Raw genomic sequence first — 12310 nt, forward strand, 5'->3', positions numbered from 1 at the left:
GAGCGATGTCACCTCACACCGAACGTCGCGGGGGAGCCGCCTGGGCCCTCGTCATCACCAGCGTCGCCGGCTTCATGGCGGCCCTGGACAACCTCGTCGTCACCACCGCGCTGCCCTCCATCCGAGAGGACCTGGGCGGCGCACTGCACGACCTCGAATGGACCGTGAGCGCCTACACACTCACCTTCGCCGTGCTGCTGATGTTCGGCGCCGCCCTCGGTGACCGCTTCGGCCGCCGGCGCCTCTTCATCGCCGGCCTCGCCGTCTTCACCGCGTCGTCCGCGGCCGCGGCCCTCGCCCCCGGCATCGACGCCCTCATCGCCGCCCGCGCGGTCCAGGGCGCCGGCGCGGCGGTCATGATGCCCCTGACGCTGACCCTGCTCACCGCCGCCGTGCCCGAGGCGCGGCGCGGGGCCGCCTACGGCATCTGGGGCGCCGTCAACGGACTCGCCGTGGCCTCCGGACCCCTGGTCGGCGGCAGCCTCACCGAGCACATCGCGTGGGAGTGGATCTTCTGGCTGAACGTGCCGCTGGGCCTCGCCCTCATCCCGCTCGCCCGTCTGCGCCTCGCCGAGTCCTACGGCACCGGGGCCCCGCTCGACGTCCCCGGCACCCTGCTCGCCAGCAGCGGACTCTTCGGCATCGTCTACGGCCTGGTCCGCGGGCCCGCCGACGGCTGGACCGGCCCCGCCGTCCTGACCGGCCTGTTCGCCGGCACGGCGCTGCTCGTCGGCTTCGTCCTCTACAGCACCCGCGCCCGGAACCCCATGCTGCCCATGCGGCTGTTCCGCTCCCGGGCCTTCGCCGGCATCAACGCGGCCAGCCTGCTGATGTTCTTCGGCATGTTCGGCTCGATCTTCCTGCTCGCCCAGTTCCTGCAGAACGTGCTCGGCTACTCGCCCACCGAGGCGGGCCTGCGGATGCTGCCCTGGACGGGCATGCCCATGCTGGTCGCGCCGGTCGCGGGCATCCTCTCCGACCGCATCGGCGGACGCCCGGTCGTGGCCGCAGGGCTGTTCCTGCAGTCCCTCGGCCTCGGGTACTTCGCGGTCGTGGTGACCACCGACGTCCCCTACGCCGCCCAGCTGCCCGCCCTGATCATCAGCGGCGTGGGCATGGGCCTGTTCTTCGCCCCGGCCGCCAACCTGGTCATGTCCAGCGTCCGCAAGACCGAGCAGGGCATCGCCTCCGGTGCCAACAACGCCCTGCGGGAGGTGGGCGGCGCCCTCGGCATCGCGGTGATGGCCTCGATCTTCGCGGCCCGCGGCGGCTACGAGTCAGGCCAGACCTTCGTCGACGGCATGCGGCCGGCCCTCGTGGCGGGCTCCGCGGCCGTCGCCCTCGCCGGAGTCGCCGCACTGCTCATCCCGGCCCGCAGGACCGGCGGCCCCGCCGCACCACCGGCGGCCCCGGCAGCCGCACCCGTCCTGGACAAGGTGCCCTGACGGCCGCAGGCCCCCGGGCCCCCGAGCCACGCACCCCCGACACCCGGCACCGACGCACGCACCGTCCACACCCGGCACCCGGCCCCGGCAAGCAGGAAGGACCCCGTCATGCCCACCCTCCCCTGGACCGTCCCGAACACCCCGCCGCCGCACACCGAGGTGCACGTCTTCGCCTCCCGCTTCGAGACCCGCAGCCTCTGGGGAGCCCTGCGGTTCTTCCTGAAGACCCCGTCCATCTGGTGGCAGGTGAGCCGGGCACCCGGCGCGTACGGGGCGTCGCTCAAGGCGGAGCCGTTGCGCCGCACCTTCTGGACCCTGTCCGCCTGGGAGTCGCCGAAGGCGCTCTCCGCCTTCGCCCGGAGCCGCCCGCACGGGCCGGCCGCGCGGAAGCTCTCCGCGCACATGCGGGACTCCAAGTTCGTCTCCTGGCCGGCCAGGAGCGACGATCTGCCGGTCGACTGGACCGAGGTACAGCGCCGTCTGACCTGATGCGCCGCCGCTGTGCCCGCGTCCCCGTGACCGCACGCACGGCCCCCGCCGGACCGGCCGGCGGGGGCCGTAGTCTTGGGCGCGTGCAGGAACTCCACGACGCTCCCCTCGCCCCGCTGACCACCCTCCGGCTGGGCGGTCCCGCCGCCCGGCTGGTGACCGCGACGACCGACGACGAGGTGATCTCCGTCGTCTGCGAGGCCGACGACACCGGGACGCCCCTGCTGATCGTCGGCGGCGGCTCCAACCTCGTCATCGGCGACAAGGGCTTCGACGGCACCGCACTCGTCGTCGCCACCCGGGGCTTCACGCTCGACGGCACCCGCCTCGAACTGGCGGCCGGAGAGGTGTGGACCGACGCCGTCGCCCGGACCGTGGAGGCCGGGCTGGCCGGGATCGAGTGCCTGGCCGGCATCCCCGGCTCGGCGGGCGCCACCCCCATCCAGAACGTCGGGGCGTACGGCCAGGAGGTCTCCTCGACGATCACCGAGGTGGTCGCCTACGACCGCACCGCGCGCGAGACGGTCACCCTCGCCAACGAGGACTGCGCCTTCTCCTACCGCCACAGCCGGTTCAAGGCCGACCCCGAGCGGTACGTCGTGCTGCGCGTCCGGTTCGCCCTGGAGGACGCGGGCGGCCTGTCCGGGCCCCTCCGGTACGCGGAGACCGCCCGCACCCTCGGTGTCGAACCGGGCGACCGCGTCCCCCTGGGCATGGCACGCGAGGCGGTGCTCAAGCTCCGCGCGGGCAAGGGCATGGTCCTGGACCCCGAGGACCACGACACCTGGTCGGCGGGCTCTTTCTTCACCAACCCGATCCTCACCGCCGACGCGTTCGAGGCGTTCCGCGCGCGCGTGCGGGAGCACCTCGGCCCCGACGCCGAGCCGCCCGCCTACCCGGCCGGTGAGGGCCGGACCAAGACGTCCGCCGCCTGGCTGATCGACAAGGCCGGGTTCACCAAGGGCTACGGCACCGGCCCCGCCCGCATCTCCACCAAGCACACCCTCGCGCTGACCAACCGCGGCGGCGCGACGACGGAGGACCTGCTGGCCCTCGCCCGGGAGGTCGTCGCCGGTGTGCACCGCACCTTCGGCATCACCCTCGTCAACGAACCGGTGACGGTGGGCGTGCACCTCTGAGCCGGGGCCGGCCGTCCCCCGAGGGGACCGCCGGGCCCGGCAGAAGAGACGGATCAGCCGGCCGCCGGCGGCTCCGCCAGCCACGCGTCCACGCCGGCCAGCAGCTCCGCCTTCACGTCGTCCGGCGCCGCGGACCCCCGCACCGACTGCCGGGCCAGCTCCGCCAGCTCCGCGTCCGTGAACCCGTGGTGCTCCCGCGCGATCTCGTACTGCGCCGCCAGCCGGGAGCCGAACAGCAGCGGATCGTCCGCGCCCAGCGCCAGCGGCACACCCGCCTCGAACAGCGTCCGCAGCGGCACGTCCTCCGGCTTGTCGTACACCCCCAGCGCCACGTTCGAGGCCGGGCACACCTCACACGTCACCTGACGGTCGGCGAGCCGCTTCAGCAGCCACGGGTCCTCCGCCGCCCGGACCCCGTGCCCGATCCGGCTCGCCCCCAGGTCGTCCAGGCAGTCCCGCACCGACGCCGGGCCGGTCAGCTCACCGCCGTGCGGTGCCGACAGCAGGCCGCCGTCGCGGGCGATCGCGAACGCCCGGTCGAAGTCACGGGCCATCCCGCGCCGCTCGTCGTTGGACAGGCCGAAGCCGATGACGCCCCGGTCCCCGTACCGCACCGCCAGCCGGGCCAGGGTGCGCGCGTCCAGCGGGTGCTTCATCCGGTTCGCGGCCACCAGCACCCGCATCCGCAGCCCGGTGTCCCGCTGCGCCGTCTCCACGGCGTCCAGGATGATCTCCAGCGCCGGGATCAGCCCGCCCAGCCGGGGCGCGTACGACGTCGGGTCCACCTGGATCTCCAGCCAGCCCGAGCCGTCCCGCAGCTCCTCCTCCGCCGCCTCGCGCACCAGCCGCCGGATGTCGTCCGGCTCCCGCAGGCAGGAGCGCGCGGCGTCGTACAGCCGCTGGAAGCGGAACCAGCCCCGCTCGTCGGTGGCCCGCAGCTCGGGCGGCCTGCCGCTGGTCAGTGCGTCGGTCAGCGTCTCCGGGAGACGGACACCGTGTTTGTCGGCCAGCTCCAGCACCGTGGTGGGGCGCATCGACCCGGTGAAGTGCAGGTGCAGATGGGCCTTCGGCAGCCGGGAGACATCACGTACACGTTCCATTGCCCGATCGTGCCGCACGTCCCGGCCGCCCCGGTAGCGCTTTCCCGGAACGTGGTCTTGCTCGCACGTGAGTGCGCCCGCAGGCGAGCGGGCCGCCTCCCCGGGGGGAGACGGCCCGCTCACGGCGCACGGATCGGTGCCGGGTCAGTCCCGGGCCTCCGCCAGCAGCTTCTGGATCCGGCTCACGCCCTCCACCAGGTCCTCGTCGCCCAGGGCGTACGACAGCCGCAGGTACCCGGGCGTGCCGAACGCCTCGCCCGGCACCACCGCGACCTCGGCCTCCTCCAGGATGAGCGCGGCCAGCTCCACGGAGTCCTGCGGGCGCCGGCCCCGGATCTCCTTGCCGATCAGCGCCTTCACCGACGGGTAGGCGTAGAAGGCGCCCTCGGGCTCCGGGCAGACCACGCCGTCGATCTCGTTCAGCATCCGCACGATGGTGCGGCGGCGCCGGTCGAACGCCTCGCGCATGGCGGCCACGGCGTCCAGATCGCCGGAGACCGCGGCCAGCGCGGCCGCCTGGGCGACGTTGGACACGTTCGACGTGGCGTGCGACTGGAGGTTGGTGGCGGCCTTGACGACGTCCTTCGGGCCGATGAGCCACCCCACCCGCCAGCCGGTCATCGCGTACGTCTTCGCCACACCGTTGACCACGATGCACTTGTCGCGCAGCTCGGGCAGGATCGCCGGCAGCGAGGTGAAGGTCGCGTCGCCGTAGACGAGGTGCTCGTAGATCTCGTCGGTGAGCACCCACAGCCCGTGCTCGACGGCCCAGCGGCCGATCGCCTCGGCGTCCTCGGCGCTGTAGACGGCGCCGGTCGGGTTCGACGGGGACACGAAGAGGACGACCTTCGTCTTTTCGGTGCGCGCCGCCTCCAGCTGCTCCACGCTCACCCGGTAGCCGGTGGTCTCGTCGGCGACCACCTCGACCGGGACACCGCCCGCCAGCCGGATCGACTCCGGGTACGTGGTCCAGTACGGGGCGGGGACGATGACCTCGTCGCCCGGGTCGAGGATGGCGGCGAACGCCTCGTAGATGGCCTGCTTGCCGCCGTTGGTGACCAGGATCTGGGAGGCGTCCACCTCGTAGCCCGAGTCGCGCAGGGTCTTCGCGGCGATCGCGGCCTTCAGCTCGGGGAGGCCGCCGGCCGGGGTGTAGCGGTGGAACTTCGGGTTCTTGCAGGCCTCGATCGCGGCCTCGACGATGTAGTCCGGAGTCGGGAAGTCGGGTTCACCTGCACCGAAGCCGATCACCGGACGCCCGGCGGCCTTCAGGGCCTTCGCCTTGGCGTCCACCGCGAGGGTGGCGGACTCGGAGATCGCGCCGATGCGGGCGGAGACCCGGCGCTCGGTCGGAGGGGTAGCAGCGCTCATGCACCCATCGTTCCAGACCGGAAACCCGGGCGGCACAGGGGTTTCACAGACTGAACAGGACGGGGCGGACCCCGGAACACCTGTCCGGATCGGCCCGCCGGCGGCCCGTGCGGACAGGACGGTCTCCGGCCGGCGACGCCCCCACGGGCGCTTTCTGTTCGACGCCCGGGCCAGGACCACGTACACTCTCACCTCGTTGGCCTCCGACGGCCCGCGACGACCGGTGCACACCAAGCAACCGGTGGGATGCGGTACGTTGGGGAACGCACAAAGGGTCGTAGCTCAATTGGTAGAGCACTGGTCTCCAAAACCAGCGGTTGGGGGTTCGAGTCCCTCCGGCCCTGCTACACACTCCTTCGCCAGGATGTGTGCGCATGTACGTACAGCAATGCACCGCCGTGCGGCTCAGACCGGGCGCGGCACGGCCACGACCCGGAATCAGGTGAGGACGAGTGACGGACGCCGTGGGCTCCATCGACATGCCTGATGCCGAAGACGAGGCTCCGGACTCCAAGAAGAAGACCCGCAAGGGCGGCAAGCGGGCCAAGAAGGGTCCGCTGGGGCGCCTGGCGCTCTTCTACCGGCAGATCATCGCGGAACTCCGCAAGGTGGTCTGGCCGACCCGCAACCAGCTCACGACGTACACGACCGCCGTGATCATCTTTGTCGTCCTCATGATCGGACTGATCACCGGGATCGACTATGGATTCAGTCACGCCGCCAAATACGTCTTCGGCTGAGCCGCAAGCGAAGAGCGCCGAGGTACCCGGCGCTCCTTTCGCATGTTCCACCCCTATGTATCCAGGAAGAAGCAGCCACCGTGTCTGACCCGAACGTGAACGACGCCATCGAGCCGGCCGAGTCCGTCGAGGACGAGCTCGCCACCGTCGACGGCGCGGACAGCGAGGACACCGAGGCCTCCGCCGGGGCCGAGGCTGCCGACGCCGCCCCGGGCGAGGACGGCGGAGCCGAGGGCGAGGAAGCGGCCGAGGAGGCCGAGGACGAGCGCGACCCGGTCGAGAAGCTCCGCGAGGAACTGCGGACGCTGCCCGGCGAGTGGTACGTCATCCACACCTACGCGGGCTACGAGAACCGGGTGAAGACCAACCTGGAGCAGCGCGCCGTCTCGCTGAACGTCGAGGACTACATCTTCCAGGCCGAGGTGCCGCAGGAAGAGGTCGTCCAGATCAAGAACGGCGACCGCAAGACCATCAAGCAGAACAAGCTCCCGGGCTACGTCCTGGTCCGCATGGACCTGACGAACGAGTCCTGGGGCGTCGTCCGCAACACCCCCGGTGTCACCGGCTTCGTGGGCAACGCCTACGACCCGTACCCGCTGACGCTGGACGAGATCGTCAAGATGCTCGCCCCGGAGGCCGAGGAGAAGGCCGCCCGCGAGGCCGCCGAGGCCGAGGGCAAGCCGGCCCCGCAGCGCAAGGTCGAGGTCCAGGTGCTGGACTTCGAGGTCGGCGACTCGGTCACCGTCACCGACGGCCCGTTCGCCACGCTGCAGGCGACCATCAACGAGATCAACCCCGACTCCAAGAAGGTCAAGGGCCTGGTGGAGATCTTCGGCCGGGAGACGCCGGTGGAGCTCTCCTTCGACCAGATCCAGAAGAACTAGAACTTCTCGGACCGGCTGGTACACAGCTTCCGCGCAGGTCAGGCGAACGCTCCGCGCGTTTGTCTGACCTGCGCGGTTTTTGGCCGCACATACATACCCGCTATCGTTGTGCGGTATGCCTGCGTCCGGGTGGTTTCCCGGCCGCGGGCAGGACCCGAATGGAAAGGACCCGGAGAGCCATGCCTCCCAAGAAGAAGAAGGTCACGGGGCTCATCAAGCTCCAGATCCAGGCCGGTGCCGCGAACCCGGCCCCGCCGGTCGGCCCCGCGCTGGGTCAGCACGGCGTCAACATCATGGAGTTCTGCAAGGCCTACAACGCCGCGACCGAGTCGCAGCGCGGCTGGGTCATCCCGGTGGAGATCACGGTCTACGAGGACCGCTCCTTCACCTTCATCACGAAGACGCCGCCGGCCGCCAAGATGATCCTCAAGGCCGCGGGTGTGGACAAGGGCTCCGGCGAGCCGCACAAGAACAAGGTCGCGAAGATCACGCGTGACCAGGTTCGCGAGATCGCCACCACCAAGATGCCCGACCTGAACGCCAACGACCTGGACGCCGCCGAGAAGATCATCGCCGGCACCGCCCGTTCCATGGGCGTCACGGTCGAGGGCTGACCTCCACCCCCGTCAGACCAGCAGAAGTGGCAGGGCCTGCTCGGCCCGCACCACGACTCCTAAGAACCCACAGGAGCAAGTAGTGAGCAAGCGCAGCAAGTCTCTCCGCGCTGCGGACGCCAAGATCGACCGGGAGAAGCTGTACGCCCCGCTCGAGGCCGTCCGTCTCGCCAAGGAGACCTCCACGACCAAGTTCGACGGCACCGTCGAGGTCGCCTTCCGCCTGGGTGTCGACCCGCGCAAGGCCGACCAGATGGTCCGTGGCACCGTGAACCTCCCGCACGGCACCGGTAAGACCGCCCGGGTCCTGGTCTTCGCGACCGGCGACCGTGCCGAGGCCGCGCGTGCCGCGGGCGCCGACATCGTCGGCGCCGACGAGCTGATCGACGAGGTGTCGAAGGGCCGCCTGGACTTCGACGCCGTCGTCGCCACCCCGGACCTCATGGGCAAGGTCGGCCGCCTCGGCCGCGTGCTCGGTCCCCGTGGTCTCATGCCGAACCCCAAGACCGGCACCGTGACCCCGGACGTCGCCAAGGCTGTCAACGACATCAAGGGCGGCAAGATCGAGTTCCGCGTCGACAAGCACTCGAACCTGCACTTCATCATCGGCAAGACGTCCTTCGACGACTCCAAGCTGGTGGAGAACTACGGCGCCGCGCTGGACGAGATCCTCCGTCTGAAGCCGTCCGCCGCCAAGGGCCGGTACATCAAGAAGGCCGCCATCGCCACCACGATGGGCCCCGGCATCCCGGTCGACCCGAACCGCACCCGCAACCTCCTCGTCGAGGAGGACCCGGCCGCGGTCTGAGCCCACGGCTCACCTCAACCGGTTCACGGGCCCCGCACCTGCTCAGGTGCGGGGCCCGTCCCCGTTCCGGCCCGCCGGGAGGCCGTCTGCGCTACGGTGCCGACACGGGGCCAGCACAACAGAAGGCGGGGGCGCAGGGGTGGGACCGGGACCGACGACGATCACCTCAGTGCGCCGTACGGGCCTCGCCCTGGCCGTGGCGGCCGCCCTCACCGGGCTCACCGCCCTGTCCGCCTGCACGACGGCCGGTTCCGACGCGACGAGCCCGTCCCAGGGGGCCAGTGCGTCCCCCTCCCGGTCCGCCGGCGCGGACGGCGGGGCCGGGCGCCAGGACGGCGGGACGGACCCCGCGTCCGTCGCCGCCCTGAAGTCCGCGGAACGCGCCACCGGCGCGGCCGACTCCGCCCGGGTCGAGTCGACGACGACCATGGGCTCGCTCATGTCGATGAAGGCGACCGGAGTCCTGTCCTGGAGCGACGGACTCACCGGCACGCTCACCCTGACCTACACCGGCGGCAGCGTCGCCGACGCCATGCGCCGGCTCGGCAGCACCTCGATGGAGGCCCGCTACCTCCCCGACGCCTACTACGCCCGCATGGGCGACGCCTTCGCCGCGCAGGCGGGCGGCAGGCACTGGCTCCGGTACGCCTACCAGGACCTGGAACGGCTCGCGGACGGGGCCGGGGCGCAGCTGGGCGACCAGATGCGCAACACCGCGCCGCACCACTCCGTGAAGCTGCTGCTGGCCTGCGGGGACGCCAGGCGGGTCGGTGAGGAGCGGGTGCGCGGCGACCGTGCCACGCACTACCGGGGCACGGTGGACGTGGCCGCCCTGGCGCCCCGTGACTCCGGGCTCGGCGCCGCCGAGCTGGCCGACCTCAAGGACCGGCTCACCCGGGCCGGCGTCACCACCCAGACCGTCGACGTCTGGGTCGACGGCCGCGGCCTGCTGGTGAAGAAGGCGGAGAAGGCGGTCACGTCGTCGGGCGAGCTGACCCAGACCGCCTACTACTCCGGCTACGGGGTGGACGTGACGACGCAGGCGCCGCCCGCCGCGGACACCAAGGACTTCAAGGACCTGGTGGGCGACCAGGGCGGCCCCGGCGGCGTCTCCTGACGCGCACCCCCCGCCGGCGCTGCACCCCGGAGAAATTCGAACGTCTCTGTCATACCGGTGGGATAGTCTCCCCCTCTCACAGAGCGTCAGTCATGTGTTCCCCGGGGGGAGCTGCAGTCGGGGGACCCGAATCCTGGGGGGATTCATGAGATCGTCCGTACCCGCCGCCGGCCTGGCCGCACTGGTGCTCGCCGCGGGCGCCGTCGGCTGTTCCAAGGGTTCCGAGTCGCCCTCCATGTCCCCGGTCGCGGCCGTGGCCAGGGCGGCGAAGAGCAGCGAGGACCTCACGTCCTTCCGGTACACCATGACCGGCAAGGTGCCCGAGCAGGGCCGGGTGGAGGCCGAGGCGTCGATGCAGGTCAAGCCCGATATCGCGATGAGCATGAAGATGACGGCGCTGGACCGCGGCGAGGAGGGCACCGCCGAGTTCCGGCTCGTCGACAAGGTCATGTACGTCGGCGGGGGCGCCGAGATGGCCAAGGAGATGGACGGCAAGAGCTGGCTGAAGTTCGACCTGGCCGCCCTGGGCGGCGACGAGGAGCTCAACCAGCTGGGCGCCGCGAAGCAGGCCGACCAGAACCCGGCGACCGAGTCCACGTTCCTCAAGGACGCCAAGGACGTGGAAAAGGTCGGCAAGGAGAGGATCGACGGGGTCGAGACCACCCACTACACGGGCACCCTCACCCTCGACGACCTGCGCGCCTCGCTGAAGGACGGCAAGGGCGGACCGGCCGCCGAGCGCCGCGAGAAGAACATCGAGCGGTACGAACGCATGGGCGTCGACAAGCTCACCATGGACATGTGGGTGGACGGCGACGACCACACCAAGCGGTTCCGGATGCGCGGCGACGCCGACAAGGGCCCGCTGGACATGACGATCACCTTCCACGACGTGAACGAGCCGGTCACCGTCGAGGCCCCGCCGGCCGCCGAGACCGCCGACCTCGCGGAGCTGATGGCGGGCCTCGGGGAGAGCTGATCCGCCGGGTCCCGCCGCCCGTCGCGCGTCGCCTGCAGGGACGCGGGAGCGGATTTGCCTCCCGGCGATCCGTTCCCGTACTCTCCTGAGGAAGCCAAAGACCGCTGGTCGTTGCCGTGCGCTCGTAAGAGGGCGCGGTGGCCGAAGGATCCGCTGAACTGCGGACGACCCGCGCAGGTGACTGTGGAAGAACTCCCGGACGTCGACGCTGCCGCAAGGCCGTGCCGGAACCGGTCGAGTCTCGCCCCGTGCGCCTGCGCCGGGGCGTTTCGTTTTCCCCAGTCCTCCTTCGGGTCCGCGCGGTCCGAATCACCCGGAAGGAGGCCGAGGCTCTATGGCGAGGCCCGACAAGGCTGCCGCAGTGGCCGAGTTGACGGACCAGTTCCGCAACTCCAGCGCTGCCGTGCTGACCGAGTACCGCGGTCTCACCGTGGCTCAGCTCAAGCAGCTGCGCCGTTCGCTCGGTGAGAACGCCCAGTACGCCGTGGTGAAGAACACGCTGACCAAGATTGCGGCCAACGAGGCCGGGATCTCGACGCTGGACGACCTGTTCAACGGTCCGACGGCAGTCGCCTTCGTCACCGGTGACCCGGTGGAGTCGGCGAAGGGTCTTCGTGACTTCGCCAAGGACAACCCGAATCTCGTCATCAAGGGCGGTGTCCTTGACGGCAAGGCGATGTCCGCCGACGAGATCAAGAAGCTCGCGGACCTCGAGTCCCGCGAGGTTCTGCTCGCCAAGCTGGCGGGTGCCTTCAAGGGCAAGCAGACCCAGGCTGCCCAGGTGTTCCAGGCGCTCCCGTCGAAGCTGGTCCGCACCGTGGACGCGCTTCGTGCCAAGCAGGACGAGCAGGGCGGTGCCGAGTAATTCGGCTCGCTGACCGATCCTCACCGCGTGTGGTGAGGGTCGTTGCGGGCCCGACGTACGCCCGCCTCACCCAGTACATCCGGCACCTGCCGATTTAGTGGAAGGACCGCCATCATGGCGAAGCTCACCCAGGACGAGCTGCTTGCCCAGTTCGAGGAGATGACCCTCATCGAGCTCTCCGAGTTCGTGAAGGCCTTCGAGGAGAAGTTCGACGTCACCGCCGCCGCCGCGGCCGTGGCCGTCGCGGGCCCGGGCCAGGCCGGCCCGGCTGCCCCGGCCGAGGAGGAGAAGGACGAGTTCGACGTCATCCTCACCGGCGCCGGCGACAAGAAGATCCAGGTCATCAAGGTCGTGCGCGAGCTGACCTCCCTGGGTCTGAAGGAGGCCAAGGACCTCGTCGACGGCACCCCGAAGCCGGTCCTCGAGAAGGTCAACAAGGAGCAGGCCGACAAGGCCGCCGAGTCCCTCAAGGGCGCCGGCGCCTCGGTCGAGGTCAAGTAAGACCTCGCGGATCCGGCCGGATCCGCAGCACGTCCCGCGGGATGTGTAACGCGTAAGCACGGAAGAGCGATCATCCATCCGGGTGGTCGCTCTTCGGTGTCTGAGGGGCCCGGCGGCGACTGCCTTGCGCCCGGGACGGCGGGGGGTATGGTGATCATTGATGTGCCTCAACAGGCCGCGACGGGTCGCCCGGTGGAAGGCGGTCCGGGCGAGGGGGGCCTTGACGAACGGCACGCAGCGCGCAATTCTCAGGACGCG

13 protein-coding genes and 1 tRNA gene are annotated in these 12310 nt (G+C 70.9%); 12 read left to right on the forward strand and 2 right to left on the reverse strand.

Annotated elements, in window-relative coordinates:
• Positions 1 to 5 precede the first annotated feature (5 nt).
• The 3 genes from G3I53_RS29285 to G3I53_RS29295 all read left to right on the forward strand — a co-directional run bounded on the left by G3I53_RS29285 (position 6) and on the right by G3I53_RS29295 (position 3073).
• Positions 6 to 1445 carry a DHA2 family efflux MFS transporter permease subunit gene (locus G3I53_RS29285; RefSeq protein ID WP_164334185.1) on the forward strand — a complete coding sequence of 480 codons (1440 nt, stop codon included), beginning with the start codon at positions 6 to 8 and terminating at the stop codon, positions 1443 to 1445.
• 108 nt (positions 1446 to 1553) lie between these two features.
• The gene (locus G3I53_RS29290) at positions 1554 to 1934 is read left to right on the forward strand and encodes a DUF3291 domain-containing protein (protein WP_164334184.1); all 381 of its coding nucleotides are present in this window, start codon (positions 1554 to 1556) and stop codon (positions 1932 to 1934) included.
• A gap of 83 nt (positions 1935 to 2017) precedes the next feature.
• Positions 2018 to 3073, forward strand: a complete 1056-nt coding sequence (locus tag G3I53_RS29295; RefSeq protein WP_164334183.1) for a UDP-N-acetylmuramate dehydrogenase — start codon at positions 2018 to 2020, stop codon at positions 3071 to 3073.
• A 53-nt stretch (positions 3074 to 3126) separates the two neighbouring features.
• Here G3I53_RS29295 and G3I53_RS29300 read toward each other — a convergent pair whose 3' ends face one another.
• The gene (locus G3I53_RS29300; protein WP_164334182.1) at positions 3127 to 4173 is read right to left on the reverse strand and encodes an adenosine deaminase; all 1047 of its coding nucleotides are present in this window, start codon (positions 4171 to 4173) and stop codon (positions 3127 to 3129) included.
• Between the two features lie 144 nt (positions 4174 to 4317).
• Positions 4318 to 5544 (reverse strand): pyridoxal phosphate-dependent aminotransferase, encoded by a 1227-nt coding sequence (locus G3I53_RS29305; protein ID WP_164334181.1) that lies wholly within the window; start codon positions 5542 to 5544, stop codon positions 4318 to 4320.
• Between the two features lie 271 nt (positions 5545 to 5815).
• Between G3I53_RS29305 and G3I53_RS29310 the strand changes: the two genes are divergently transcribed.
• The 9 genes from G3I53_RS29310 (at position 5816) to rplL (ending at position 12052) form a co-directional block, all read left to right on the forward strand.
• Positions 5816 to 5888, forward strand: a tRNA-Trp gene (locus G3I53_RS29310).
• A 108-nt stretch (positions 5889 to 5996) separates the two neighbouring features.
• On the forward strand, positions 5997 to 6284 hold the full coding sequence (gene secE / locus G3I53_RS29315; RefSeq protein ID WP_164334180.1) for a preprotein translocase subunit SecE: 288 nt from the start codon (positions 5997 to 5999) through the stop codon (positions 6282 to 6284).
• An 80-nt stretch (positions 6285 to 6364) separates the two neighbouring features.
• Positions 6365 to 7168, forward strand: coding sequence for a transcription termination/antitermination protein NusG (gene nusG / locus G3I53_RS29320; RefSeq protein ID WP_164334179.1), 804 nt, complete (start codon positions 6365 to 6367; stop codon positions 7166 to 7168).
• Positions 7169 to 7347: 179 nt separating this feature from the next.
• Positions 7348 to 7782 (forward strand): 50S ribosomal protein L11, encoded by a 435-nt coding sequence (rplK, locus tag G3I53_RS29325; RefSeq protein WP_164334178.1) that lies wholly within the window; start codon positions 7348 to 7350, stop codon positions 7780 to 7782.
• An 82-nt stretch (positions 7783 to 7864) separates the two neighbouring features.
• Entirely contained in the window at positions 7865 to 8590 is a 726-nt protein-coding gene (gene rplA, locus G3I53_RS29330) for a 50S ribosomal protein L1 (RefSeq protein WP_164334177.1), read from the forward strand.
• Between the two features lie 160 nt (positions 8591 to 8750).
• Complete coding sequence (locus G3I53_RS29335; protein ID WP_343240710.1) at positions 8751 to 9707, forward strand: hypothetical protein; 957 nt, start codon at positions 8751 to 8753, stop codon at positions 9705 to 9707.
• A gap of 145 nt (positions 9708 to 9852) precedes the next feature.
• Complete coding sequence (locus tag G3I53_RS29340; protein ID WP_164334175.1) at positions 9853 to 10686, forward strand: DUF1396 domain-containing protein; 834 nt, start codon at positions 9853 to 9855, stop codon at positions 10684 to 10686.
• A 334-nt stretch (positions 10687 to 11020) separates the two neighbouring features.
• Positions 11021 to 11551, forward strand: coding sequence for a 50S ribosomal protein L10 (rplJ, locus tag G3I53_RS29345; RefSeq protein WP_164334174.1), 531 nt, complete (start codon positions 11021 to 11023; stop codon positions 11549 to 11551).
• A gap of 114 nt (positions 11552 to 11665) precedes the next feature.
• Positions 11666 to 12052: a 50S ribosomal protein L7/L12 gene (gene rplL, locus G3I53_RS29350; protein ID WP_164334173.1), complete on the forward strand. Its 387-nt coding sequence runs from the start codon at positions 11666 to 11668 to the stop codon at positions 12050 to 12052.
• The last annotated feature ends 258 nt before the right edge of the window (positions 12053 to 12310 follow it).

It is taken from the genome of Streptomyces sp. SID14436, from assembly GCF_010548465.1.
Taxonomy (GTDB): domain Bacteria; phylum Actinomycetota; class Actinomycetes; order Streptomycetales; family Streptomycetaceae; genus Streptomyces.

Coding starts and splice junctions, on each gene's coding strand:
- G3I53_RS29285 (WP_164334185.1), top strand. CDS start 6: ATGTCACCTCACACCGAACGTCGCGGGGGAGCCGCCTGGGCCCTCGTC.
- G3I53_RS29290 (WP_164334184.1), top strand. CDS start 1,554: ATGCCCACCCTCCCCTGGACCGTCCCGAACACCCCGCCGCCGCACACC.
- G3I53_RS29300 (WP_164334182.1), bottom strand. CDS start 4,173: ATGGAACGTGTACGTGATGTCTCCCGGCTGCCGAAGGCCCATCTGCAC.
- G3I53_RS29305 (WP_164334181.1), bottom strand. CDS start 5,544: ATGAGCGCTGCTACCCCTCCGACCGAGCGCCGGGTCTCCGCCCGCATC.
- rplK (WP_164334178.1), top strand. CDS start 7,348: ATGCCTCCCAAGAAGAAGAAGGTCACGGGGCTCATCAAGCTCCAGATC.
- G3I53_RS29340 (WP_164334175.1), top strand. CDS start 9,853: ATGAGATCGTCCGTACCCGCCGCCGGCCTGGCCGCACTGGTGCTCGCC.
- rplJ (WP_164334174.1), top strand. CDS start 11,021: ATGGCGAGGCCCGACAAGGCTGCCGCAGTGGCCGAGTTGACGGACCAG.
- rplL (WP_164334173.1), top strand. CDS start 11,666: ATGGCGAAGCTCACCCAGGACGAGCTGCTTGCCCAGTTCGAGGAGATG.